The following is a 24,378-nucleotide window of genomic DNA, read 5'->3' on the forward strand; positions in this document are numbered from 1 at the left end:
CCTTATTGATATAATTTAGTATTTAAAATGCATTTTTATTGTTATTTTTTGATAAGATCTAACGCATCTTGACAATTTTTTTCTAAACCGGTTAATTCAATTAATACTGCTTGGATATCTTCTAACTGCTGATTGAGATCATTTTTTTTCTGAGCAATCAGATCCATAATCGTTTTTAATTGAGTAGCACTACTTTTATCTGCATCGTAAAGCTCAAAAAGACGGCCTGTTTCAGCTAAAGAAAATCCTAATCGTTTGCCACGTAGAATTAACTTTAGTCTAACTTTGTCTCTTTGGTTATAAATTCGTGTTTGACCTTTGCGGGTTGGTAAAATTAGCCCTTGGTCTTCGTAAAAACGAATACTTCTTGTGGTTATGTCGAACTCTTTTGCTAACTCACCAATAGAGTAGGAAACAGTGGTATGCTTACTCATAAAATACTCAAATTTAATTAATATATCCCAACGATACCATGAAGTTTACGTAAACGTAAACTTTTCTGTTTTTTTCGTCATAATAACTGGCAATAATTTATTACATTTCTAAGGTTGTAGTACTAATTAACTACCAAGTTAACGTTGGCGTAAACTTGGTAGTCGGGTATTATGTCGAACAACTGTTTGAAAATATTATGTTGCGAGTATTCGCTGGAGAGTTTTATGTCTACTGTTGACCCTATTGTTATTGTCTCTGCCAAAAGAACGCCAATGGGCGGTTTTATGGGCGGTTTATCTTCCGTTACTGCGCCTACGTTAGGAGCTACGGCTATTCGAGCTGCGCTTGAAGAAGCCAAGCTTAACAATGATCAAGTAGATGAAGTGATTATGGGATGTGTATTACCTGCAGGTTTAAAACAAGCGCCTGCACGTCAAGCAGCATTGACGGCTGGTTTAGACTTATCCACTGTGTGTACCACAATAAATAAAGTGTGCGGCTCAGGCATGAAAGCCGCCATGCAAGCACATGATGCTTTAATTGCTGGTTCTATTGATATAGCCATTGCGGGCGGTATGGAAAGTATGACCAATGCCCCTCATTTATTACCAAAAGGTAGAGCTGGCATTAAAATGGGGCATGGTCAGGTATTAGATCATATGATGACCGATGGTTTAGAAAATGCTTATGACGGCATTGCTATGGGCTGTTTTGCACAAGGGACAGCAGATGAAAACAGTTTTACTCGTGAAGCTATGGACGAATATGCCATTCGTTCGTTATCACGTGCTAATGCTGCTATTGAATCAGGCGCTTTTACCAATGAAATTGCCCCAGTAACGATTAAATCACGTCGCGGTGATTCGGTGTTTGAAATAGATGAACAACCTGGCAATGCACGTCCTGAAAAAATTCCTTCATTAAGAGCGGCTTTTAAAAAAGACGGTACAATAACGGCCGCCAATTCAAGTTCAATCTCTGATGGCGCAGCGGCTTTAGTCATGATGAAACAATCAGAAGCTGAAAAACGAGGGTTAACACCTTTGTGTAAAGTCGTAGCACACGCGACACATGCGCAAAAGCCAGAAGAGTTTACTGTTGCACCCGTAGGCGCGATGAAAAAAGTGTTAGATAAAGCAAATTGGTCAACTGCTGATGTTGATCTCTTTGAAATTAATGAAGCATTCGCGATGGTAACTATGTTAGGTATGAAAGCGTTAGATTTAGATGCTGAAAAAGTTAATATTAATGGTGGAGCTTGTGCTTTAGGGCACCCTTTAGGGGCTAGTGGAGCACGTATAATTGTGACATTAATTCATGCGTTGAAAAATAAAGGCTTATCTAAAGGGGTTGCCTCACTATGTATTGGTGGTGGTGAAGCAACTGCATTTGCGGTTGAAATGTTTTAAATAATTGACTAGGGCGTGTTGATCTTTCGCGATGATTTTTGCAACTGTTTGTTTGGTATTTATACAAAGCATTGCGAATGTTATGTGGTTATTCCACCTCAATGAGCAAAAATGCAGTAGAAATGACAAACAAACGTTGCCCGAAGGGTTCAATTAAAAGCCATTTTTTATTCGTTGTTCGCTATTTACATGGAACAACCATGCTACTTAACCCACGCCTTGAATAAATGGCTTTTATTTTGAACAAAAATTAACCTCGAAAGATCAACACGCCCTAGTTACCACCTGATAAAAAATCGTAAATGATATATCGTTTACGATTTTTTTATGGCTAATTTTTAGCTGAATAGTCAATTAATGGATTGTTTGCGGGAAAGGCATATTCATATGTGCTTGAATAGCTTTGTCTAACTTAGGAATAAGGTCGCGGTGTTTTTTATTCATAATATGAAAGCCAATTTTTTCTTCGATTAAGTATTTATTATCAAAGGCTGCTTTAGCTTTTATATCTCTTTCATCAAAAACCATAAAAATATAATCAACCCTTTTATGTTTAAACATTTCTATTAATATTTTAAAGCTAGTGACTTCGGTAATGAGAATTTTACTGCTGGCTAATAGGTTGCTATAGAATTCATCACCAGCAATTAAGCCCAACATTTTGTTAGGTGATTGCAGCACGTTTAGATCACAGTCCATGGTTAATTGGCAAATCAGCATTACTTGAATTTTACTGATGGGAGTAGGTACTTTAATAATATTTGGATATAAAACAAAAACCTCCCCTGATTTAGCCGTATCAGCATCGATTTCCCCTTGATTTAGTAACTTTAATGCTCGTTTGTCATTTATTTGCACAAACTCAGGTTCGATACCTATTGAACGGTAGGCTGCATCTAACAAAGGCACATAGTAATTAATGATTGAGGCATGCTCGACATAACTAATGATGAACCTTTCTTTCACTTCTTTACTTATTGCTACTTTACAGGTGTTTAGTAAACAAAAGATGAGTAAAAGCGTTAATTTCATTGGTGAGGGTGCTAAGTAAATAAGTTTGAGTATAGTTGAAAAATGTAATAATTGTAGGCGGTTACATTTACTATTAATTTTAAATGAGATACGTTAATGTGCTTTATCCTTTTCATTGTTAAATGTGTTTATGGAATCTCAATTACCCATCTCGATAAAAGTAAATAGTTTGCTTTCTGAAGAATTTTCGACGTTAGAATCTATTGCTAACCGATTAGAATCCCAACTTAACTTTCAAACGATGACAGCCGGTTGGTATGGCGATGAAAACAACATTCTTAATCTTTGTGTATCTATAGAATCACCTGAAAAATTTTACGATATAAGCATCAAAACTCATTCAACAGTAAAAAGTGAATTTGCCGATGATGTCATTTATTTACCAGATCAAATGAATAATCTGCACAGCTGTTTTGTCGCTATTACTGATGTTGAGCAACGCTTACTTTGTCAGCACCCTAAATTATTGGCTAGTTTTCTCGATAAAAAGTTAATTAAAGTATTAAACCTAATCGCAACTGAATTAAATTTTCCCCCAATATAATGCAAAATGGCATTAATGATTATTTGCGATAACGATTAGCAGCACACTAATGTTAAAAAATAAGCCTCAACTAATATTTCATTCGTATATTAATTGAATTACAGTAGTGAAATTGGTCATTTTGTTATTCACTCTTTATTAAACTTACGATATTAAAATTTATGGCAAACAATTTTCGGCTCATAGGCTCTTTATTGGTCGATTGTAATTAATCCGATATGAAATTTTTCAATTTTTTATTCCTTATCATACTGTTAACTTTCTTATCGATTGAAGTTAAATCGTCAGCAATTGTTCAAGAAGACACATCGCAGAAGCCGCCTGTGATCATGGGGTATTATTCTCAATGGGCGGTATATAGTCCTAATATTCATGTTCAAGACTTACCCGTTAATTTGATGACGCATTTAGTCTATAAAAGTGCAGATTTAACTGTTGATGGTGTTGTTGAACCCGGTGATTCTTTTGCCGATATGGAACACCTTTATCCGAGCGCGGATCGTGAGGAGGAATTTTTAGGAAGTTTTGGCCAATTAATCAGAGTTAAAAACGCGAATAAAAAATTAAAAACCATAATAAGTATTGGTGGGTGGGGCCGTTCTGATAATTTTTCTACGTTAGCGTCCAGTCAGCAAGGGCGTGAAAAAATAGCGCGTAATGCCATTGCATTTATGCAGAAATATCATTTTGATGGCATTGAAATTGACTGGCAATTTCCTATTAATAGAAAACGACATCAAGATACCATTAGCAAACGAGATAATGATCCTCAACATTTAAACCTGTTATTGCAAGAAATTAATCATCAATGTCAACAAAAAGCAATTAACTGTTCGTTGCAAGCTATTTTGGCGCCATATTCATTGGATGATGCTTGGAATGCTCAAATGCTAAATGACAATGTTGATTTATTGGTTGTTGATGTAACAAGGCTACCCGGTGATGAAGGGAAAATAGCTGAGCCTCAATCATCACTTTATGCTGATGACAATAAACGTTCAATTAATACCGTTGTCAATACATTAACCCATTTTGGTATAGACAAAAGAAAAATTGTTTTATCAATCGCGTCGTTTGCGGTGGGGATTGAAGGCGTAAGTAATATTAATAATGGTTTAGGTCAACCATCAACTAATCTTAGTTGGGGCAGTTGGGACAGTAACCAAAGTGGGGCAACAGGAATATATAATCAAAAAAACTTATCTTATTTTCTATCATCTGAACATTATCAACGTTTATGGGATGATAAAAGTAAAACCAGTTATTTATATAATCCAAGTAAATATGGTGGGCACTTTATTGCCTATGAAAATGATCGTTCAATTTCTGCAAAAGTTGATTATGCCGAGAAGCATCAATTAGCTGGAATAGCTATACGTCAATTACATAATGGCGACCAACCTGTAATAACGGTATTTAAGGAATATCATTGGCTGAAAAGTCGTTATTTTATGTTGAAAGAATTTTGGCGAGAGAATGAAAATGCCTTAATAGTACTTATTCAAATGTTATCGATAATTTTAGTGAGCATTATTACTTTTATCGTATTACTTAATAAACGTAATCGTCAAATATTTATAGAAAAGCAAACATTTAATCGCTTACAACATTTATTGCATGGTATTGAACAACCGCTTTTACATTTAGTGTCCGTTGCTGAAAAAGTTCAAGAAAGGAAACTATTAACGACGAGTAATACTAAGGCTCTAACCGGCTTGTCTTCTAAAGTGTTAGCTCCTATCTCTCATTTATTAGTTGAAACAAACTTGAAGTCAGGTGTTGAGAATCAATTTAATGAGGTTATTTCTTTACAACAAATGATGTTGAATATTAAGACGATATTTTCATTGAATAAAAACAGAACGATCACGTTTAAACCAATATCGAATACTGAAATTATTACTAATGAGACACGTTTTTATCAGTTACTGTATAATTTATGTGATTTTATTGATGAGCACCTCAACGAAATAACCCATGTTCTTGAGTTTCAATCAATAAAAGACAGTCCTTTTTTAATATTAAGTTTTAAAACTGATGTGAATTTCAATGAAAGTGCTACCATTAACCACGCACGTTTAAATTCTTTATATCATCAAGCAAGTTCACTTGGGTTTAGTTTAACAACCGAATCAAATGTTAAGGGCTTAGCTGTTGTTATTCCCTTTGAAAATGTACGCTTTACTGCTCAAACGCCATATCAGTTATCATTTATTGCATCTCAAGCCTGTACTGAAGCAACCCAGAAAAATAACAGGATAGTAAAGGCTAGTGAGCCAATTGGAGAAATAAGTAGCAATGATCATGAACATCGAAGTTTTGATTTAGCGTCACAATCAAATTTATTTGTCGGAATTACTTCATTTAATATGTTTGCCACGCCTGAAAAAGACATATACAAAGGGCTTGAACAAGCGAGTCAGTATTTTATCGACTTATTAAATCAAGACGCTAAAGTTACGATAAACCATCATGATCAACTCGTTGCTAAACTTGGTAATCAGGCTTTAATGTCTAGACATGAGGTGATTGTTAATGCGAGTGATATTAATATTGAAATTGTTACGCAAGAAGAACTGAATGAACAAGATCAACAATTAATTCAAGTACTAGTTTATCAAACTTTGATGGTTCAAAAATCTATTCAAGCGCTTTTAAAAGAACCGACAATTTTGTCGGAGCTTTACGAATTAACGAGTAATAAAGATAAAGTTAAATATTTAAAAGCGGAATCAGGCTATACAGGCATTTACTCACAAGGTAAAAAAGAGCCGCGCTATATTAGCATGCGTTTACGCACCGTCAGATTATATTTTGATGAAAGCTTTCTTTTGCAAATACATCGCTCTTATCTAGTAAACCCTAAAAAAGTCACTAAGGTAAAACAAGTGTCAAAACTCAAATACGTTGTTGTGATCGGTGCTGAAGAACTTCCTATTAGTCGAACATATATTGCTGAATTGAAAGGTTTATACCCACACTGGTTTGCCTAACGCTTAATGTTAATAATAACTTTCCCGAGCTTTAATGTTATTTCCACAATCTTGTTATTTTTGATTCATCTGACTTTTTTATCAGAAAACTTGTTAGCTGGTTTCAAGAAAACGGAGCATTTTTAGTTACAGTTCATGAAATATTATTCTTATCTATCTTTGATTTAATCGTTTAATAACAGATGTTTATGGTTTTTCCTGTTACGTTTCATGATTTAGAAAAGCAAGCCTATATCACATTGACAAACCACTTGATAATGTAACCGCATGGATATAATGATTCTTGCAAAATCCTAGCTTAGTTTACTTTTAGACTTCTCTGTTATTGAGCAAGAACTTTAAACAAACAACCCAAACAAACATAGACACAAATAAATAGCTGTTACCACTATTGAAAAATTTTTCATGGAGCAGTAGTTTTGTATTAAATTTTGACAGCGTTGTCATTGTTGGTTTATAACTGTTTAAATAATATTCAGCGTAAAAAGATTTACAAAATAAAAATGACAATTATCTAAGAAAGTAATGATCGCAATTAAGGGGTTACATAATGTCGATGAATTTTAAAAGAAATATTATTTGCGCTGCTGTATGCAGTACATTTTCTATTGCTAGTTCAAGTGCTTTTAGCCAAGAAGTGGATAATAAAGCGGCAATTGAAGAAGAAATAGAACAAATTGAAGTACTTGGCATGCGACAAAGCGTTGAAAGTGCTCAAAGTTTAAAAAGGTATGCTGACACAGTTAAAGATATTATTACAGCTACTGATATAGGAGCATTACCGGATGTATCGGTAACTGAGGCGCTACAACGGTTACCAGGTGTTACGATTGAACGTTTTGCTTCATCTAGTGATCCTAAGCATTTTGCTGATGAAGGTACCAGCGTATTGGTGCGTGGTTTAGACCGCGTTCGCAGTGAAATTAATGGTCGAGATTCTTTTAGTGCTAAACCTGATGGAGGGTTAAGCTATGAAGATTTTCCAGCTGAATTATTAGGAGCTGTTGAAGTTTTTAAAAACCAAACGGCTGATTTAATCTCGGGTGGTATTGCAGGTACCGTAAACCTTGTTACAAGAAAACCTTTTGACTCTGACGATAGAATGGTTTCTGTTAGCGCGCAAGCTAACTACGGTGATTACCGTGAAGAAACGACCCCATCATTTAGCGCACTATTCTCTGATAATTGGGATACAGATTCAGGAAAATTCGGCGTATTAATTGCCGCTTCTCAATCTGAATTTAAAACCCGTGGTGATGGTTTTGGTCTTGGTAATTTCCATAGTCGAGGTCCGGTAGATACGTTTTCTTATGATGTTTGGGGAACACCTAGTCCAGGCATTACGGCGGGAAATTACTCGAATCCTTGTATTCCTGATGCAACAGATTGGCGCGCATGTAGCGGTGACCTAGCGGATACCGTTCAGTACACAGAAGAAGATGCTGCTGCTTATGTTCCTGCCTTCGAAGGTCAAGAATTAGAAGGACAGCCTGAGGGAGCCACTTGGTATGCACCTGCAAGTTATACAATGACATCTGCAGAAAACGATCGCAAACGTACTGGCTTAACAGCGTCTTTACAGTGGCAAAGTAAAGATGAAAGAATAACGGCAACACTTGAGCATATTGATTCTAAATCGTCTTTAGAATGGCGTGAAAATGTTATCGCGTCTGGTGATAGAGGGTTCTTACCTTATGCTCCTAACGCGATTCAATGGTTTGATGGAACTGATGAAGGTTATCCTTTAAGTGTTGATTCAAATGGTTATGTAACTTCCGGTATTGGACGTTCAAATGAACCTGAATTGCCGCTTCAATTTCGCTCTCGCTATAACTTTAATGAAAGTACGGTGGAAGATACTTCGTTAAATTTAATTTTTAAAGCGACTGACGAGTTAACGGTAGCTTTTGATTATCAACATGTAGATTCAGAACAGATTGTTCACAATAACTCACTTACTTCTCGAATTAATGGTAATCAAACTAGCGAATATGCGCCATTTTTCTTAGATCTAAGAGGCGATAATCCGACAATTGAATATTTAAATTCAAATACTTCAACTCCTGAAGACGTAGAAGCGGATACAAACCCTATTTTACGTCTTGCTAGTGGTATGCAACAAGAGGTACATAATGAGGCCGATTCTGATAGTGTTAAACTCGACTTTGTTTATGCATTAGATGGAGCATTTACCGCGATTAAAACAGGACTTTATTATTCAGAAAAAACATTAACCGTTCGAGATACTGATTATGAAGGCTGGCAAGCATTAGGTACCCCATGGAATGCACAAGCTTCTTATAATGCTTCACCTCAAGTTGTACCTGAATTATTTCAACGCGTTAGTTTTGCCGATCATTATAACGGTTCCACGTTAATGGGGGCGAATAACAGTTTCTTATTTCCACAAATGGATTTAGTTGAAAACTATGCCCAAACATTACGTGATGGATGTGGTACATGGAGTGCCATTGGTAATGCCATGGATGGAAGTGGTGGATGTGCGGTTCCCTATGAAGATTTAGCTGACCGTGTTCACACGCATTTTGCTCCTCGTCATATCAGCTCAAGTAAAACTGAACGTACCGAGTTTTATGTTCGTGGTGATTTTGACTTTGATCTAGATAACTCAGACGTTATTGTTAAAGGTAATGTTGGTTTACGTTATGTGAATTATCAGTTGCAGTCTACAGGCGGAATTAATTTACCTTCTACATCACGGCGCGGTACTGTTGAAACTGATTCACTTCACCAAGTTATGCTTAATCAATACCCGAGTATTTACGCCTTAGCGTCAGGAGAAACATTTTCTAGCACGATAGATGGCACAGATTACTCAACGGTATTGCCGAGTTTAAACCTAAATTTTGGTATCACGGATGAATTGATTATTAGGTTTGGTGCTTCAAAAGGACTTTATTACCCGAGCCTTGTTGATTCAGCAAACAAAATGAATATCAGTTTAGATTATCAAGAAGTTTACTTAGATCCATCACAAGGAAAGGATGAAGAAACCAACCCTACCGTTGATCTGCGTAATATTGAAATAAGTGCTAATGCGCGTAATGCTTTCTTAGAACCAGAAGAATCAATTAATCTTGATTTATCAACTGAATGGTATTTTGCCGATGCAGGTTCATTAACGGTTGGCTTATTCCATAAAAAATTGTCGAACATTATTAGGAACAAGCAATTTTCTACAGAAGTTGAAGTAGATGGAACGGATTACCCTGTTTCTGCATATGGACCAGCTAATACAGGTTCAGGCACTATTCGTGGTGTTGAATTTGCTTATTCACAATTCTACGATATGTTACCCGGAATTTGGAGTGGCTTAGGTTTGCAGTTCAATTATACCTATATTGACCAAAATGGTTTGGAAGATCCTAATACTAATCCAACACAAAACTTAACGTATAACGGAGCAGGTGAACCTATCACGGATAACCGTAATAGTTTCCGTCAATTTACCGGACTACCGCTACAAGGGTACTCAGATCAAAACTTTAATGTTGTTGCTATGTATGAGAAAAATGATATTTCAGTACGTTTAGCCTACACATGGCGTTCAGAGTACTTATTAACACTGCGTGAATCTGAAGAATTTGTACCAGCTTATTCTGAAGATCAAGGCATGATGGATATGAGTTTGTTTTATAATATTTCTGAAAATATTAAAATTGGTTTACAGGTAAATAACTTACTAGAATCAGAAACTAAAACTCAATATCAACAAAATCAGGAAGGATTTAAAACGGATGCTTTTTCATTCTCTCCTGAACGTCGTTACGCCTTAAGTTTACGTGGCACGTTTTAAAAGCGAATGTTGAAATAAAGTGATTAAACTGTGTAGTGAGCAAGCTGCACAGTTTCTTTTACTTAACCGTCAACTACATCGCCTTTCAAACTTAGGTTATACAAGCATTCATCTTCGCTTTACTATGCTAGATATTCCTAATTTCACTACGGTATGACTATGCAAAACCCAATAAAATCTATCTGTATTATCGGTGGCGGCAGCGCGGGTTGGATGGCTGCGGCATTACTGTCGAGCATTACTCGTGGTAATAGCATCAAGATAACCGTAATTGAGTCGCCTGACATCAATACCATTGGTGTTGGTGAGTCCACGGTGCCATCCATTATAGATTTTACCAAAGCGGCGCAAATTGATTTAAAGGATTTTATTCAATCAACATCAGCCACTTTTAAATTAGGTATTCGATTTGATAATTGGTTGAGCTCAGGAGAGAATTTTTTTCACCCTTTTGGTAAAACTGGTAAAGATGTTAATGGTTTTGATTTTTATCAAGCGTGGCAAAAGTCTCTTGCTGATGGCGAAAAAACACGCTGGCTTGATCATTCTCCCAACGCGATTATGGCCGAACATCAGCGATTTATGTTGCATTCAAATCAACAGCAACATTGGATTTTTTCTAGCTTTGCTCATGCATTACATTTAGATGCGGTAAAAGCAGGACAATATTTACGGGAACTGTGTGTAAAAAGAGGTGTTATTCGTATTGAAGCGACAGTTCAAAACGTTAATGTAGATAAAGATGGATTTATTGAAAACGTATCATTGGCTGATAACACACCTGTAAGCAGTGACTTTTATATCGATTGCACCGGGTTTAAAGGCTTACTTATTGAGAAATCGTTAAACGTTGCCTTTCAAGACTGGTCTGATTATTTACCTTGTAATCGAGCTGTTACGGTACAAACAGAGCAAGTTGATTTACCACCTCCATATACCGTGGCTAGTGCGCAAAAAGCCGGATGGTCATGGCATATACCCTTGCAACATCGTACTGGCAATGGTTATGTTTATTGCGATAAGTTTTGCAGTGATGAAGCAGCAATCACATTATTAAAAGCTAATGTCAAAGGGAAGCTATTGAATGAACCTAACATTATTCCTTTTAAAACAGGAAGAAGAGAAAAAATTTGGCACAAAAACTGTTTAGCCTTAGGTTTAGCCAGTGGATTTTTAGAGCCTTTAGAATCAACAGCGATTCATTTGGTATATAAAACCTTAGTACATTTTATCAAACATTTTCCTGATAAAGATTTTGATGAACTGAATGAAACGGCTTTTAACGAAAAAATAAATGCTGATTATCAGGAAATTCGAGATTTTATTATTCTGCATTATTGTACCTCTGATCGTACTGATTCTGACTTTTGGCGTTGGTGCCAAACCATGACAATTCCACCGTCATTGGATGAGAAGATTAAAGCCTTTCGCCACCGTGGTTCTATTGAAGAGGAACAAGGTAAACTTTTCACCAGTGATAGTTGGTATTCAATTCTTAATGGCATGCATATTCACTCGAAAAAATATCACCCGTTATTAGATGGTTTTCATACGCAAGATTTAGCTAATACGCTCAATAAAAATGTGCAAGAGATCAGAGATATGGTTATGAAAATGCCCAGCCATCACGATTTTATCCAAACGAATTGTCCTGCGCATTCGTTTGGTCAAAATGAACCACAAGATTAGTTTATCCTGATGAATAAATTTAAAATGATTCCTGAGTTTTCATCGATGTCTCCCCAACAATTTTTTGAGGAGCTAGTCCCAGCTCAACAGCCTGTGGTTATTCGAAATTTTGCAAAGCATTGGCCATTAGTTCAGTGTTCATTGCAATCATCTCAACATTTTGTTGATTATATTAATCAGTTTTATACGGGGGAGAAAGCCGCCATGGTGGTTGCTCCACCTGCTGCAAATAAGCGTTTTTATTACAATGATGCCATGACCGACGTGAACTTTATTCGAGGAGAAGAACGCGTTGATTTATACCTTGGTCGACTTTTAGAACTTGTCGATAAAAAAGTTTATCCGGCTATTTCAATGCAAGGGGCGGTAATTGAAGATATTTTACCAAACTTATCTCGAGAAAATAGCAGTGATTTTTTTTCACCTGAAGTAACACCACGTTTATGGGTGGGAAATGAAGGAATAGTGAATACTCATTATGATAGTTCAGATAATTTCGCGTGTGTGGTTGCAGGACGCCGACGCTTTGTTTTATTTCCGCCAGAGCAAACGGCAAATTTGTATCCAGGTCCATTAAATTTTACCCCAGCTGGCGCACCAACAAGTTTGGTTGATATTAACGAGCCTGATTTTGACTCATACCCTTTGTTTAAACATGCCTTAGCGCACGCATATAGTGTTGAACTGTCACCTGGTGATGCGATTTTTATTCCCATGCTTTGGTGGCACCATGTTGAGTCTTTAGAAAAAGTGAATGGCTTAATCAATTATTGGTGGAATGGCTCTTCTGCGCTTTCTGCTACATCACCAAGTGTGATTGACAGCTTAAATATCGCGCTTGTGGCAATGCGTGATTTGACACCTAAACAACGTGAGGCGTGGCGCTGTTTATTCGATCATTACTTATTTAAGCAAGGTGTTGACCCGGTTGCTTATATTCCAGAGCACCAACAACATGTCTTAGGCGAATTAACGCCAAAGTATGTTGAAGCAATAAAAACATATTTCATTCAAAAATGGCAAGATCAAAAATGAAAAACCTGATAGTACAGCCATTAAAAGTGTTAAAGCTTATTTGTAAGTAATTAATAATAATACCGTTTTCTATACAAGTGATTAAATAATGATAAACGAGCAATCAATTCAATTAAACAGTGATGGTACGCCTAAAAAGATCGTAATCGTGGGGGGCGGAACCGCAGGGTGGATGACTGCAAACTTGTTGGCACACCATTGGAGAAACTCAGAAATTTGTCTGATTGAATCGAAAGAAATTGGCATTATTGGTGTGGGCGAAGGAAGTACCCCACATCTAAAATTTTTCTTTGATGCTATTGGTTTGCCTGATTCAGAGTGGATGCCTCATTGTAATGCTACTTATAAAACAGGTATTACTTTTGATAAATGGTCAACGATTGAAGGGTATGAATCTTACTTTCATCCTTTTGCTGCACAAACTGACGATTTATTTACCCTTCCTTTGTTCTATAAAAACATTCAAGCGCGGATGCAAGGGTATGATATTAACGCCAATCCTGACGATTATTTTTTAGAAACCTACCTTGCAAGAAACAACTTAGCCCCTATTCCTAATGAATGTTTCCCGTTTGGTGTGGCTTATGGCTATCATTTTGATTCTGCTTTATTAGGACAATTTCTAGCAAAAAATGCACAAAAATTAGGAGTAAAAAGAATTTTTGGCAAAGTGACTGATGCCCAAGTTAACACCCTTGGTAATATCAGCTCTGTTACGCTTATTCAAGATAATGACAGTGAGGAACGTTTAAAAGAAGCAATGACATTTCAGGGGGATTTTTTTATTGATTGCTCTGGTTTTTCTTCACTGTTATTACAACAAACCTTGAAAGTGAATTACCACAGCTTCAAGGATAATTTAGTCAATAATGCTGCGGTTGTGTTACCCAGTGACATGTCAGACAACGTTCCTGCCGAAACCCGCGCTACAGCGTTAACGAATGGCTGGGCTTGGCAAATTCCTTTACGAAATCGTTTTGGTAATGGCTATGTTTATAGCGATAATTACATTAACTCAAATCAAGCTGAAATCGAATTAAGATCGCATTTAGGTTTATTAGAAAGTGATGTAGAAGCTCGCCATTTAACCATGAAAGTTGGGCGAGTTGAAAAGCACTGGCATAAAAACTGTCTTGCCGTTGGTTTATCGCAAGGCTTTATAGAGCCGCTAGAGGCAACCGCCATTGCTTTATCATTTAATACCATTTCACAATTTATTCAGTGTTTTCAAGAAGGAAAAGGCACGAATCAATATGAGAAACCCTTTAACGCAGACATAAACGAAAAGTTTGATGGCATTCGAGATTATATCGTTTGTCATTATAAAACTAATCAACGGAACGATACCAATTATTGGCGAGATAATTCTGCTAACCCACATCTCTCTGAAAATTTAACGCGCATTTTATATTTGTGGAAAAATAGCCAAGATTTCGAGGGGGATATGAATAAATATCATTTGTGGGGAAGCTATAAGCCTAAGTCGTGGGCTTGTTTGTTAGCGGGCTATGGGGTTTTTCCTAAACAATTAAATAACCGACGAGTTGATTATTCTGCTCATCATCAAGAAGTTGCAGACGTTAAAGATTTTATTCGACGCTGTGGCATGAATTTCAAAAAGCATCATGAATTGCTTTTACCGTAATTTTAATTTGTGATTTAAGTGAGTTTTAATGAATATTAGACTATTTTACCTGCTATTTTTTTTGTGCTGCTTTCAGTCAACTAGTGTTGCTAAAACGGTTGTTATTGGTTATTTACCTAGCTATTACGGGTTAATGAAACAAGTGGAACACGTTGATTTTACGAAAATAACCCATTTGACACTGGCATTTTTACATCCTAATAAACAAGGTGTTTTTCTAGAAGATAAGCAACCAACATGCATGGTAGGTGAATTTGGCAAACCACTCAAATCAGATGAAATTGTATATGCGGTCAACAAAGCGCATCAAGCCGGTGTCAAAGTGCTTATTTCCTTTGGAGGCGCTTCATATCCAAGTTGTGCAGGTGACTGGCAACAGTTATTACTCGCGGATAAAAGAGCTGCAATTGTTAATCGCTTATTACACTTTGTCGATGAATTTAACTTAGACGGTGTAGATATTGATATTGAAGGCAATTTATTAACAGAAATAGATAATCAAGGAAATTTTTTACCGTTTGTTAAAGCGTTAAATAATAGCTTAGTAGCGCAAGAAAAACTGTTAACGGCAGCAACTGGCTCTTATATAGGCGGCATGTTACCTCAGTCAACACTAAAATATTTTGATTACGTTTCAATTATGTCTTATGACGCAGTAGGTCCGACATGGGGAGATGTGGGTGTTGAACATTCAACACTGATAAAAGCAAAAGCGGATATTCAATTGTGGAAAAAAAGAGGCTTAACAAAAGAAAAATTAATCTTAGGTTTACCTTTTTATGGTTATGGATTTGGTCAATACAAGGCTAATTATAGCTTTAATGATCTATTAAATGAGTTTGGAGAGAAAGCTATTCAGGCTGATTTAATCGGTAAAAATTGTGAGCTTTGTAGTTATTTGACTTTTAATGGCTATAAAACCACTAAAGCGAAAACTGAGCTAGCTATTAAGCAAGGGGCAGGGGTGATGATTTGGGAATTATCAAAAGACCATCAAAGTAGTAAAGGCTTATTGAATATAATCAATGAAACTGTCAAAAATTATCAAGGAGTTCAATAGTTTATAGGGACTATTGAACCTTCGGACAGCGTTTGTTGGTCATTTTTACGGCGTTATCGCCTTTTATGTGGAACAACCATATTACCAAGGCTCTGCCTTGAATAAATACCCAACAAAATGCTGCAAAAACAATCTCGAAAGATCAACAGTCTTAGTGTTATCTCGTTTTTAGACAATTGGTAAGACACACATTGTTAGCTCCCTTTATAGATGACGGGAAACGACTTCCCTTACCAATTGTCTATTTTATTTACGATAATTTTTTGGTGAAACACCGACGACCTTTTTAAATAATCTTGAAAAATAATACGGATCGCTATACCCCAACGACTCTGCAATTTGTTTGATACTATCTTGACTATTATCAAGCTGATAACAAGCTTTCTGAATTTTCATGTTGATAAAATATTGAATAGGCGACGTATCTGTTAATTCTTTAAACTTCTTTGAAAAGTGAAATTTTGACAGCTGACAATAATGCGCGAGGGTATCAAGATTGAGTTCATGATGCATATTTTCCTGCATTAATGTTTCTATCGCTTTAAGATCAAAGTGACTATTTTGATTAAAAGTTGTTAACCTTAATTGTAGAGCTAACGAACTTAACACTTGCTGTAAAAGGTGAATACCGTGAATCACATTAGTTGCGGTATAACCACGTTGGCCTAACGCTAATATCGTATCAAAATCTCTTATGATTTCTCCTAAGCTACCGACATTCGCTATACCATTCTTCATTTTCATCAATAACCTTTCTGCAAAATCATCGGCTAATTTTCCCGTAAAATTTATCCAATAAATAACATTTTCTGGTGATTTTCTTTTGTTTTCAATGCTGGAAAACTTAAAAGGTTGATTTGGACTAAGAATAACAAGATCACCTTGTTTTATTTCTCGCTGTTGGTTTTTATAGTCTAAAATTCCTTGTGAAGAAGGGCTGTATATTAACGTGTAATGAGCAGCATTTTTTTGCGATAAGTGTAACGACATTTGGTCAACTGACCTTCCTAATGAAAGAGGATATAGACCAGATGTTAAAGGGTGACGCTTTAATTTTGTTAATAAAAATAATGGAATGATCAAACGAATACTTTGCTCGGTATCAATTTTCATAACTTTAGTTTTCTAATAAAAAAACAAGGAATTTTATTATAGCTTTAAATATAGCAATATAGTCCATCAATTTAACAATAAAATCAATTTTATCTAGGGTTTTGGTATGTTCCAATATGGTTAATGTAAATTTATTTCACAAGAAAACACTAAATATTTAATTTTCGTTGTGTTTTATCCAACGGCAATAAATCAATAACATTAAAAGTGAGTGAGTTATGACGACTGAACGTTACCAATTAAAAAATAAAGTTAGAATTGTAACCGCGGCTTCTTTATTTGATGGCCATGATGCAGCGATCAATATCATGCGCCGAATATTACAATCAAGTGGCGCTGAGGTGATTCATTTAGGTCACGACAGAAGTGTTGAAGAAGTAGTCAATACAGCGATTCAAGAAGATGCTAACGCTATTGCGATGACCTCATATCAAGGGGGCCATAACGAATATTTCAAATATATGTACGATCTTTTAAAAGAGCGTGGTTGTGAGCATATTCGTATTGTTGGCGGTGGCGGTGGCGTTATATTGCCTGAAGAAATTGCCATGCTGCAAGAGTATGGTATTACCCGTATTTACTCACCAGATGATGGCCGTGAATTAGGTTTATTAGGCATGATAGACGACATGCTTGAACGTTGTGATTTTAAAACAGGTACGAACGTTAAAAAAGATGACGTCGCCAACCTTAAAAAGAATGATAAACAAGCTATCGCCCGTCTTATCTCTGCCGCAGAAAATGCCCCTGAAGAAAATAAAGCGGCTCTTGATAAAATTAGAAAAATATCAACCGCTAGCAAAACTCCCGTTTTAGGGATTACCGGCACAGGTGGTGCAGGTAAATCTTCATTAGTTGATGAACTTATTCGTCGTTTTTTAATGGCAACAGCGGATAGTAAAATTGCTATTGTTTCTGTTGATCCTTCAAAACGTAAAACTGGTGGGGCATTGCTAGGTGATAGAATTCGGATGAATGCCGTCAATAATGATCGTGTTTACATGCGCTCATTAGCGACTCGTCAATCAAACCTTGCTTTATCGGTTTATGTGAATGACACCCTAGAAATTTTAAAAGCGACTGATTTTGATCTGATTATTTTAGAAACCTCAGGTATTGGCCAATCAGATACTGAAATTGAAGAACATTCAGATGTGTCTTTATATGTGATGACGCCAGAATACGGTGCCGCTACTCAGCTAGAAAAAATAGATATGCTTGATTTTGCTGACATAATTGCATTGAACAAATTTGATAAGCGTGGTGCTTTAGACGCATTACGTGATGTGAAAAAACAATACAAACGTAATCGAGGCATGTTTGAAGCAGGTGATGATGAAGTACCGGTATTTGGCACCATAGCGTCGCAATTTAACGATCGCGGCATGACAGAACTTTATAATGCAGTGATCACTGAGTTAAACAAAAAAGCAGGCTTAACGGTTGGTGATATCTTATCAATCGATGGTACTTTAGCCAATAAAAGCAGCGTGATCCCAGGTAGTCGTATTCGTTATCTATCTGAAATTTCAGAAAATAATCGTGGCTACGATGCGTGGGTTGATAAGCAAACACAAGTTGCACAAAAACTTTATGGCATTCACCAAGCAATTGAAACGGCAAAAGAAACACCCTCCGATGTTTCAGCGCAGCTTATTACACAACTTGAAACGTTATACGCTAAGGTTGAGTTAGACCTTGACCCAAAAAATAAATTATTGCTAGAAGAATGGGCAAATAAAGTTCAGCGCTATAAAGATCCTGAATTTAAATTTAAAGTGCGCAATAAAGAGCTTTCAATTGAAACCCATGCTAAATCATTGTCTGATACGAATATCCCGAAAATCAGTATGCCTAAATACCAAGGTTGGGGGGATATTTTAAAATGGAGCTTACAAGAAAACGTACCAGGTGAATTTCCTTATACCGCAGGTTTATTCCCATTCAAGCGTGAAGGGGAAGATCCAACCCGTATGTTTGCCGGTGAAGGCGGTCCAGAACGAACCAATCGTCGCTTTCATTATGTCTCTAAAGGTATGCCAGCTAAACGCTTATCAACCGCCTTTGATTCTGTAACTTTATACGGTAATGATCCGGCCATTCGCCCTGATATTTACGGAAAAATTGGTAATGCTGGTGTGTCAATTTGCTGTTTAGATGATGCGAAAAAACTTTATTCAGGCTTCGATTTAGCCGATGCCATGACGTCAGTGTCTATGACTATTAATGGCCCAGCGCCTATGTTGTTAGGTTTCTTTTTAAATGCTGCTATTGATCAACAATGTGAGCGTTATATTACTGAGCATGGTTTAGAAAAAGAAACACAAGCGTTAATTAAGAAAATTTATCAAGAGAAAGGCTGCGAACGTCCAACGTATCAAGGCGAGTTACCAGATGGAAATGACGGTTTAGGTTTAATGCTCTTAGGCGTTACGGGTGACCAAGTGTTACCTCCTGCAGTTTATCAAGAGATAAAAGCTAAAACTTTAACGCAAGTTCGTGGTACGGTTCAGGCGGATATCTTAAAAGAAGATCAAGCACAAAATACCTGTATTTTCTCGACAGAATTCGCTTTGCGATTAATGGGGGATGTTCAAGAATATTTTATCGAAAAAGGCGTACGTAATTTCTATTCGGTGTCTATTTCTGGTTACCATATTGCAGAAGCTGGCGCTAATCCCATTACCCAATTAGCGCTTACATTAGCGAATGGATTTACTTTTGTAGAGTATTACTTAAGCCGTGGTATGGACATTAACGAATTTGGTCCAAACTTATCGTTTTTCTTTTCAAATGGTATTGACCCTGAATATGCGGTTATTGGTCGAGTAGCTCGTCGTATTTGGTCGAAAGCGATGAAAAACAAATATGGCGCGAATGCTCGAGCGCAAATGTTGAAATACCATATTCAAACTTCTGGTCGCTCGTTACATGCGCAAGAAATTGATTTCAACGATATTCGCACAACGTTACAAGCGCTTTATGCAATAAACGATAATTGTAATTCATTACACACTAACGCTTACGATGAAGCGATCACGACACCAACAGAAGATAGTGTTCGTCGCGCGATGGCGATTCAATTAATTATTAACCGTGAATTAGGTTTATCTAAAAACGAAAACCCAATTCAAGGAGCGTTTATTATTGAAGAGCTGACAGATCTTGTCGAAGAAGCAGTGTTAACTGAATTTGATCGCATTAATGAACGTGGTGGTGTACTAGGTGCAATGGAAACTATGTATCAGCGCGGAAAAATTCAAGAAGAAAGCTTACATTACGAACATTTAAAGCATTCTGGCGAATATCCCATTATAGGTGTTAACACTTTCTTAAGTTCAAAAGGCTCACCAACGGTAGTACCAGATGAAGTAATTCGTGCGACACAAGAAGAGAAAAACTATCAAATAGATATGTTAGCGAGTTTACACAAAGCCAATGAAGCAGAAACAACTGTGTTGTTGAAACGATTACAAACGGCAGCGATTAATCATGAGAATATTTTTGAATTAATGATGGACGCTTGTAAAGTCTGCTCTCTTGGACAAATTGTTAACTCATTATTTGAAGCCGGCGGTCAGTACCGTCGTAATATGTAGTTGTAATAAGAAATCAGGGCAAAACTAAATACATTGCGCTAATAATATATGAGCTTGTTTAAATTGAGCTTTTTATTTGAACCCAGCACGTGTATTTAGCTAAATGTTAACATTGTTTCTAGGACTAAAGTCGTCTTTTGGCATTATCTTTAACAAGTTATGTTAGGACGCTATTTGAATCTATTTGAGTAAAATATTATGACCGAATCGAGAAATGAAATTCCTCAAAAGTTTACAGCTTTTCGCATTCACCAAAATAGTGTTGGCGATAAAAAAGTGATTACTAGCGGTTTTGAAAAAATCAGTCTTGATGATTTAACCGCTGGTGAAGTTGTGATCAAAGTTGCCTATTCTGATATCAATTATAAAGATGCGTTAGCGGCCACAGGAAAAGGGCGGATCCTTCGTACTTACCCACTTGTAGGAGGCATTGATTTATCAGGTATTGTTGTCTCTTCAAGTGATAGTCGTTTTTCACAAGGCGATAAAGTATTGGTTTGTGGGGCACAACTTTCAGAATTATATGATGGTGGCTATAGCGATTATGCACGAGTAAAAGCTGATTCAGTCGTTAATCTACCTGACGGGATAAGTTTACGTGATGCTATGGCGCTTGGTACTGCTGGCTATACAGCTGCTATAGCCATTCAACGCATGGAAGATAATGGCCAAAAGCCTGAATTCGGTCCTATTCTTGTTACCGGAGCGACAGGTGGCGTCGGCAGTTTTGCCATTAATATGCTTGCTGAACTTGGCTATGACGTGGTGGCATTTACGGGTAAATCGGAGCAGAAAGACTACTTAACATCACTGGGCGCTTCACGTTTATTAAATCGACATGATGTAGAAATGGGAAAAAAACCACTTGAAAGTATTTTGTGGGGCGGGGCTGTTGATAATGTTGGCGGTGAAACGCTATCTTGGTTAACTAGAACCACTAATGTTTGGGGTAATATTGCCTCCATCGGTTTAGCCGGTGGGGTTAAACTCGACTCGACTGTCATGCCTTTTATTTTGCGTGGCGTGAGTTTACTCGGGATTAACTCGGTAGAAATGCCAATTTCTGTGCGCACCAAAGCTTGGCATCGTTTAGCAACTGATTTAAAGCCTAGTAAGCTTGATGTGATTTCTCCAACAACTATCGCGTTCTCTGATTTACCCAATGCATTTGAAGCTTATGTAGAAGGAAGTGTTACCGGTAGAACTGTTGTTGCCATTGATGATTCACTTTAATCGCACTATTCAGTTATTAACTTTTTGAAAAGGTGGTAGTTAAATAATGATACAGCCTTCGGATAATTCGCCGGTTATTTTAACCGAGCAGTTACTAGATAGCGGTGTAAAAGTTGCCTTTGCTACCTTAAATGCGCGTAGAAGCTTAAATGCATTAAGCTTACCTATGATTGATTTCCTGCTTCCGCAAGTAAAATCTTGGTTAGCTGATGATGGTGTTGCTGCTATTGTTTTTCAAGGTGCAGGAGATAAAGCTTTTTGCGCCGGAGGAGATGTCGTTAGTGTTTATCATGATCTGGTTGCTAAACATAAAATAAACGCAAGAAATACCTTAAACGATGATGAAATATCTTCTTGTTTAGGTGTCGAGTTTTTCACTAAAGAGTATCAATTAGATCAACTTATTCATCATGCAAGCAAACCGATATTAATGTTAGCCGATGGTTACGTTATGGGAGGCGGTATCGGTTTAGTCGCTGGCGCAAATCACCGTATTGTTACCGAAAAAACAGTGATGGCGATGCCAGAAATCACCATAGGTTTATACCCTGATGTTGGCGCAAGTTGGTTTTTAAATCAAATGCCAAAAGGTGTTGGTTTATTTCTTGGTTTAACGGGCATGACTTTTACTGGTGCAGATGCAAAGCGATTAAAAATGGCAGACTATTCTATCGATAGTGAGCATATTCCCACTTTAATCGATTCACTGTTAAAACTTGAATTAACGACGAATGAAAGCATAAACCATCAACTACTTTCTGATCTAGTGAATAGTTTTGCTGCGAAAAGCGAAATGCAAATTATTGGGCAAATTGACAACGAAATAGCTAGGATCCAAAGCGTCACTGCTTACGATAATGTCGTTGATATCTATCATGCGATTGTCGATGCAGAAAATTGCAGTGATTGGTTCAACAAGGCAAAACAAAATTTAATGCACGGTAGTCCATTGAGCGCGCACATTATTTATCAGCAATTAAACCATTGTCAGGGGTTATCATTAGCAGAATGTTTTGAGCAAGAATTCAATTTGTCAATTCGATGTTGTCAGTTTTCTGAATTTACCGAAGGCGTGAGAGCGTTATTAGTGGACAAAGACAAACAGCCTAACTGGTTTTATAAAAGTATCGAATCGGTAGATAAACAGCAAGTAGCTTGGTTTTTTACGACAATTAAAAAATAGCAGAGTCCGATTTAAATAGAATAGTTTGAGAAAAATTAAATTTAAGCATAAAGATAAAGGTAAGTTATGAATCTTAACGATAAAACAATTGTGATCACAGGTGGTGGTCAGGGGCTTGGCAGAGCGATGGCGATTAACTTAGCACAACAAGGTGCTAAGCTTGCTTTGATTGATTTGAATGAAGCGTTATTAAGTGAAACGGTTAGCCTTGTTGAGCAAGCAGGCTCGTCAGCAAAGTATTATTTGGCCAATGTCACTAATGAGCAAGAGGTAGAAAGCACCTTCTCACAAATCAACACTGATTTTAATGGTATTGATGGCTTAATAAATAATGCGGGGATCCTACGTGATGGTATGTTCGTTAAAGCGAAAGATGGCGTGGTAAGTAAAAAAATGTCGTTAGATCAGTTTCAATCGGTGATCGATGTAAATTTATCAGGGGTTTTCTTATGTGGCCGTGAAGCAGCGGTTCATATGATCGAATCTGGTAAAAAAGGTGTCATCATTAATATGTCGTCAATAGCACGTGGCGGTAATATGGGACAAACAAACTATGCTGCGTCAAAAGCTGGAGTTGTTGCCATGACTGTAACTTGGGCTAGAGAGTTAGGCCGTCATGGTATACGTGTTGGAGCTATCGCCCCTGGGGTTATTCGAACCGCAATGACCGATGCTATGAAGCCAGAAATGCGAGACCGTTTAGAAAAAATGAAACCCGTGGGTCGTTTAGGTGAAGCGGATGAAATTGCTCATACGGTAAAATACATTTTCGAAAATGAGTTTTTCACCGGCCGTGTCGTAGAAATTGACGGTGGATTGTGTATGTAATTCTCTTTAATATAAGGCTATTAATTTGGTCGTATAGAAATTAGATAAATTTATAAAAAGCGAGTTTTGCTCGCTTTTTTCTATTATGCTTACAAAAACAGATATTTTCTTTCATTATGAATAAAGCGCTATTTTTAGATCGTGACGGCATTATCAATGTTGATCATGGCTATGTTTATCAAAAAGAACAGTTTGAATTTGTTGACGGTATATTCGAGCTTTGTCTTGATGCCAGGGATAAAGGCTATCTGTTAATAGTCATTACTAATCAGTCGGGTATCGGGCGAGGCATGTATAGTGTCGAGCAGTTTAACTTGTTGACTAACTGGATGGTCGAACAATTTAAAGAGAAAAACGTGATCATAGATGATGTTTATTTTTGTCCTCACCATCCCTTAAAAGGAAAAGGGGAATACTTAATTGATTGCCAATGCCGTAAACCAGCGCCAGGTATGATTTTACAAGCAGCAGAAAAACATCATATTGATTTAAAGCAAAGTGTATTTATTGGCGATAAAGCATCAGACATGAAAGCGGCAATGGCTGCGGGTATTAAAAATAGGTTATTAATATCAAGTAAGTATGACGTTGAATGCCATGAAGCAAGCCGTTGTTTAACGACAATAACCGAAACTAGCTTATATATTGACTAGATTGTTTACTTTATAATCGAACAGACCACTCCGTTAAAATAAACTTCAAAAAAGGGTTGACGTTCTCACAGAAATCCCTAAAATGCGCTCCACTTCTTCAGGGAGACCTG

General features: G+C 36.9%; 16 protein-coding genes. 13 read left to right on the forward strand and 3 right to left on the reverse strand.

The window, feature by feature from the left end; translation table 11 throughout:
* Positions 1-41 precede the first annotated feature (41 nt).
* Complete coding sequence (locus Q4493_RS09400; RefSeq protein ID WP_303451886.1) at positions 42-434, reverse strand: MerR family DNA-binding transcriptional regulator; 393 nt, start codon at positions 432-434, stop codon at positions 42-44.
* 225 nt (positions 435-659) lie between these two features.
* Here Q4493_RS09400 and Q4493_RS09405 point away from each other — a divergent pair, with 225 nt between their 5' ends.
* Positions 660-1,844: an acetyl-CoA C-acyltransferase gene (locus tag Q4493_RS09405; protein ID WP_303451888.1), complete on the forward strand. Its 1,185-nt coding sequence runs from the start codon at positions 660-662 to the stop codon at positions 1,842-1,844.
* A 354-nt stretch (positions 1,845-2,198) separates the two neighbouring features.
* Here the strand turns inward: Q4493_RS09405 and Q4493_RS09410 are convergent, their stop codons facing one another.
* Positions 2,199-2,876, reverse strand: a complete 678-nt coding sequence (locus Q4493_RS09410) for a hypothetical protein (protein WP_303451891.1) — start codon at positions 2,874-2,876, stop codon at positions 2,199-2,201.
* 130 nt (positions 2,877-3,006) lie between these two features.
* Between Q4493_RS09410 and Q4493_RS09415 the strand changes: the two genes are divergently transcribed.
* The 7 genes from Q4493_RS09415 (at position 3,007) to Q4493_RS09445 (ending at position 15,659) form a co-directional block, all read left to right on the forward strand.
* On the forward strand, positions 3,007-3,420 hold the full coding sequence (locus tag Q4493_RS09415) for a hypothetical protein (protein ID WP_303451893.1): 414 nt from the start codon (positions 3,007-3,009) through the stop codon (positions 3,418-3,420).
* Between the two features lie 218 nt (positions 3,421-3,638).
* Complete coding sequence (locus Q4493_RS09420) at positions 3,639-6,413, forward strand: glycosyl hydrolase family 18 protein (RefSeq protein WP_303451895.1); 2,775 nt, start codon at positions 3,639-3,641, stop codon at positions 6,411-6,413.
* 550 nt (positions 6,414-6,963) lie between these two features.
* Positions 6,964-10,230 carry a TonB-dependent receptor gene (locus Q4493_RS09425; protein ID WP_303451897.1) on the forward strand — a complete coding sequence of 1,089 codons (3,267 nt, stop codon included), beginning with the start codon at positions 6,964-6,966 and terminating at the stop codon, positions 10,228-10,230.
* A 159-nt stretch (positions 10,231-10,389) separates the two neighbouring features.
* Positions 10,390-11,919: a tryptophan halogenase family protein gene (locus Q4493_RS09430; RefSeq protein WP_303451900.1), complete on the forward strand. Its 1,530-nt coding sequence runs from the start codon at positions 10,390-10,392 to the stop codon at positions 11,917-11,919.
* Between the two features lie 9 nt (positions 11,920-11,928).
* On the forward strand, positions 11,929-12,954 hold the full coding sequence (locus tag Q4493_RS09435; RefSeq protein WP_303451902.1) for a cupin-like domain-containing protein: 1,026 nt from the start codon (positions 11,929-11,931) through the stop codon (positions 12,952-12,954).
* 88 nt (positions 12,955-13,042) lie between these two features.
* Complete coding sequence (locus Q4493_RS09440; protein WP_303451903.1) at positions 13,043-14,599, forward strand: tryptophan halogenase family protein; 1,557 nt, start codon at positions 13,043-13,045, stop codon at positions 14,597-14,599.
* A gap of 28 nt (positions 14,600-14,627) precedes the next feature.
* On the forward strand, positions 14,628-15,659 hold the full coding sequence (locus tag Q4493_RS09445; protein WP_303451905.1) for a glycosyl hydrolase family 18 protein: 1,032 nt from the start codon (positions 14,628-14,630) through the stop codon (positions 15,657-15,659).
* Between the two features lie 246 nt (positions 15,660-15,905).
* Here Q4493_RS09445 and Q4493_RS09450 read toward each other — a convergent pair whose 3' ends face one another.
* Positions 15,906-16,772 (reverse strand): AraC family transcriptional regulator, encoded by an 867-nt coding sequence (locus tag Q4493_RS09450; protein WP_303451907.1) that lies wholly within the window; start codon positions 16,770-16,772, stop codon positions 15,906-15,908.
* Between the two features lie 218 nt (positions 16,773-16,990).
* Between Q4493_RS09450 and Q4493_RS09455 the strand changes: the two genes are divergently transcribed.
* The 5 genes from Q4493_RS09455 to gmhB all read left to right on the forward strand — a co-directional run bounded on the left by Q4493_RS09455 (position 16,991) and on the right by gmhB (position 24,268).
* Positions 16,991-20,371: a methylmalonyl-CoA mutase family protein gene (locus Q4493_RS09455; RefSeq protein WP_303451909.1), complete on the forward strand. Its 3,381-nt coding sequence runs from the start codon at positions 16,991-16,993 to the stop codon at positions 20,369-20,371.
* Between the two features lie 198 nt (positions 20,372-20,569).
* Complete coding sequence (locus Q4493_RS09460) at positions 20,570-21,604, forward strand: oxidoreductase (RefSeq protein ID WP_303451912.1); 1,035 nt, start codon at positions 20,570-20,572, stop codon at positions 21,602-21,604.
* A gap of 46 nt (positions 21,605-21,650) precedes the next feature.
* Complete coding sequence (locus tag Q4493_RS09465) at positions 21,651-22,787, forward strand: enoyl-CoA hydratase/isomerase family protein (RefSeq protein WP_303451914.1); 1,137 nt, start codon at positions 21,651-21,653, stop codon at positions 22,785-22,787.
* 66 nt (positions 22,788-22,853) lie between these two features.
* Positions 22,854-23,615, forward strand: coding sequence for an SDR family oxidoreductase (locus tag Q4493_RS09470; protein ID WP_303451916.1), 762 nt, complete (start codon positions 22,854-22,856; stop codon positions 23,613-23,615).
* A 116-nt stretch (positions 23,616-23,731) separates the two neighbouring features.
* Positions 23,732-24,268 carry a D-glycero-beta-D-manno-heptose 1,7-bisphosphate 7-phosphatase gene (gene gmhB, locus Q4493_RS09475; RefSeq protein ID WP_303451918.1) on the forward strand — a complete coding sequence of 179 codons (537 nt, stop codon included), beginning with the start codon at positions 23,732-23,734 and terminating at the stop codon, positions 24,266-24,268.
* Positions 24,269-24,378: the final 110 nt, after the last annotated feature.

Origin of the sequence: Colwellia sp. 1_MG-2023 (assembly GCF_030546755.1) — a bacterium.
In the GTDB taxonomy this organism is placed as follows: domain Bacteria; phylum Pseudomonadota; class Gammaproteobacteria; order Enterobacterales; family Alteromonadaceae; genus Thalassotalea_H.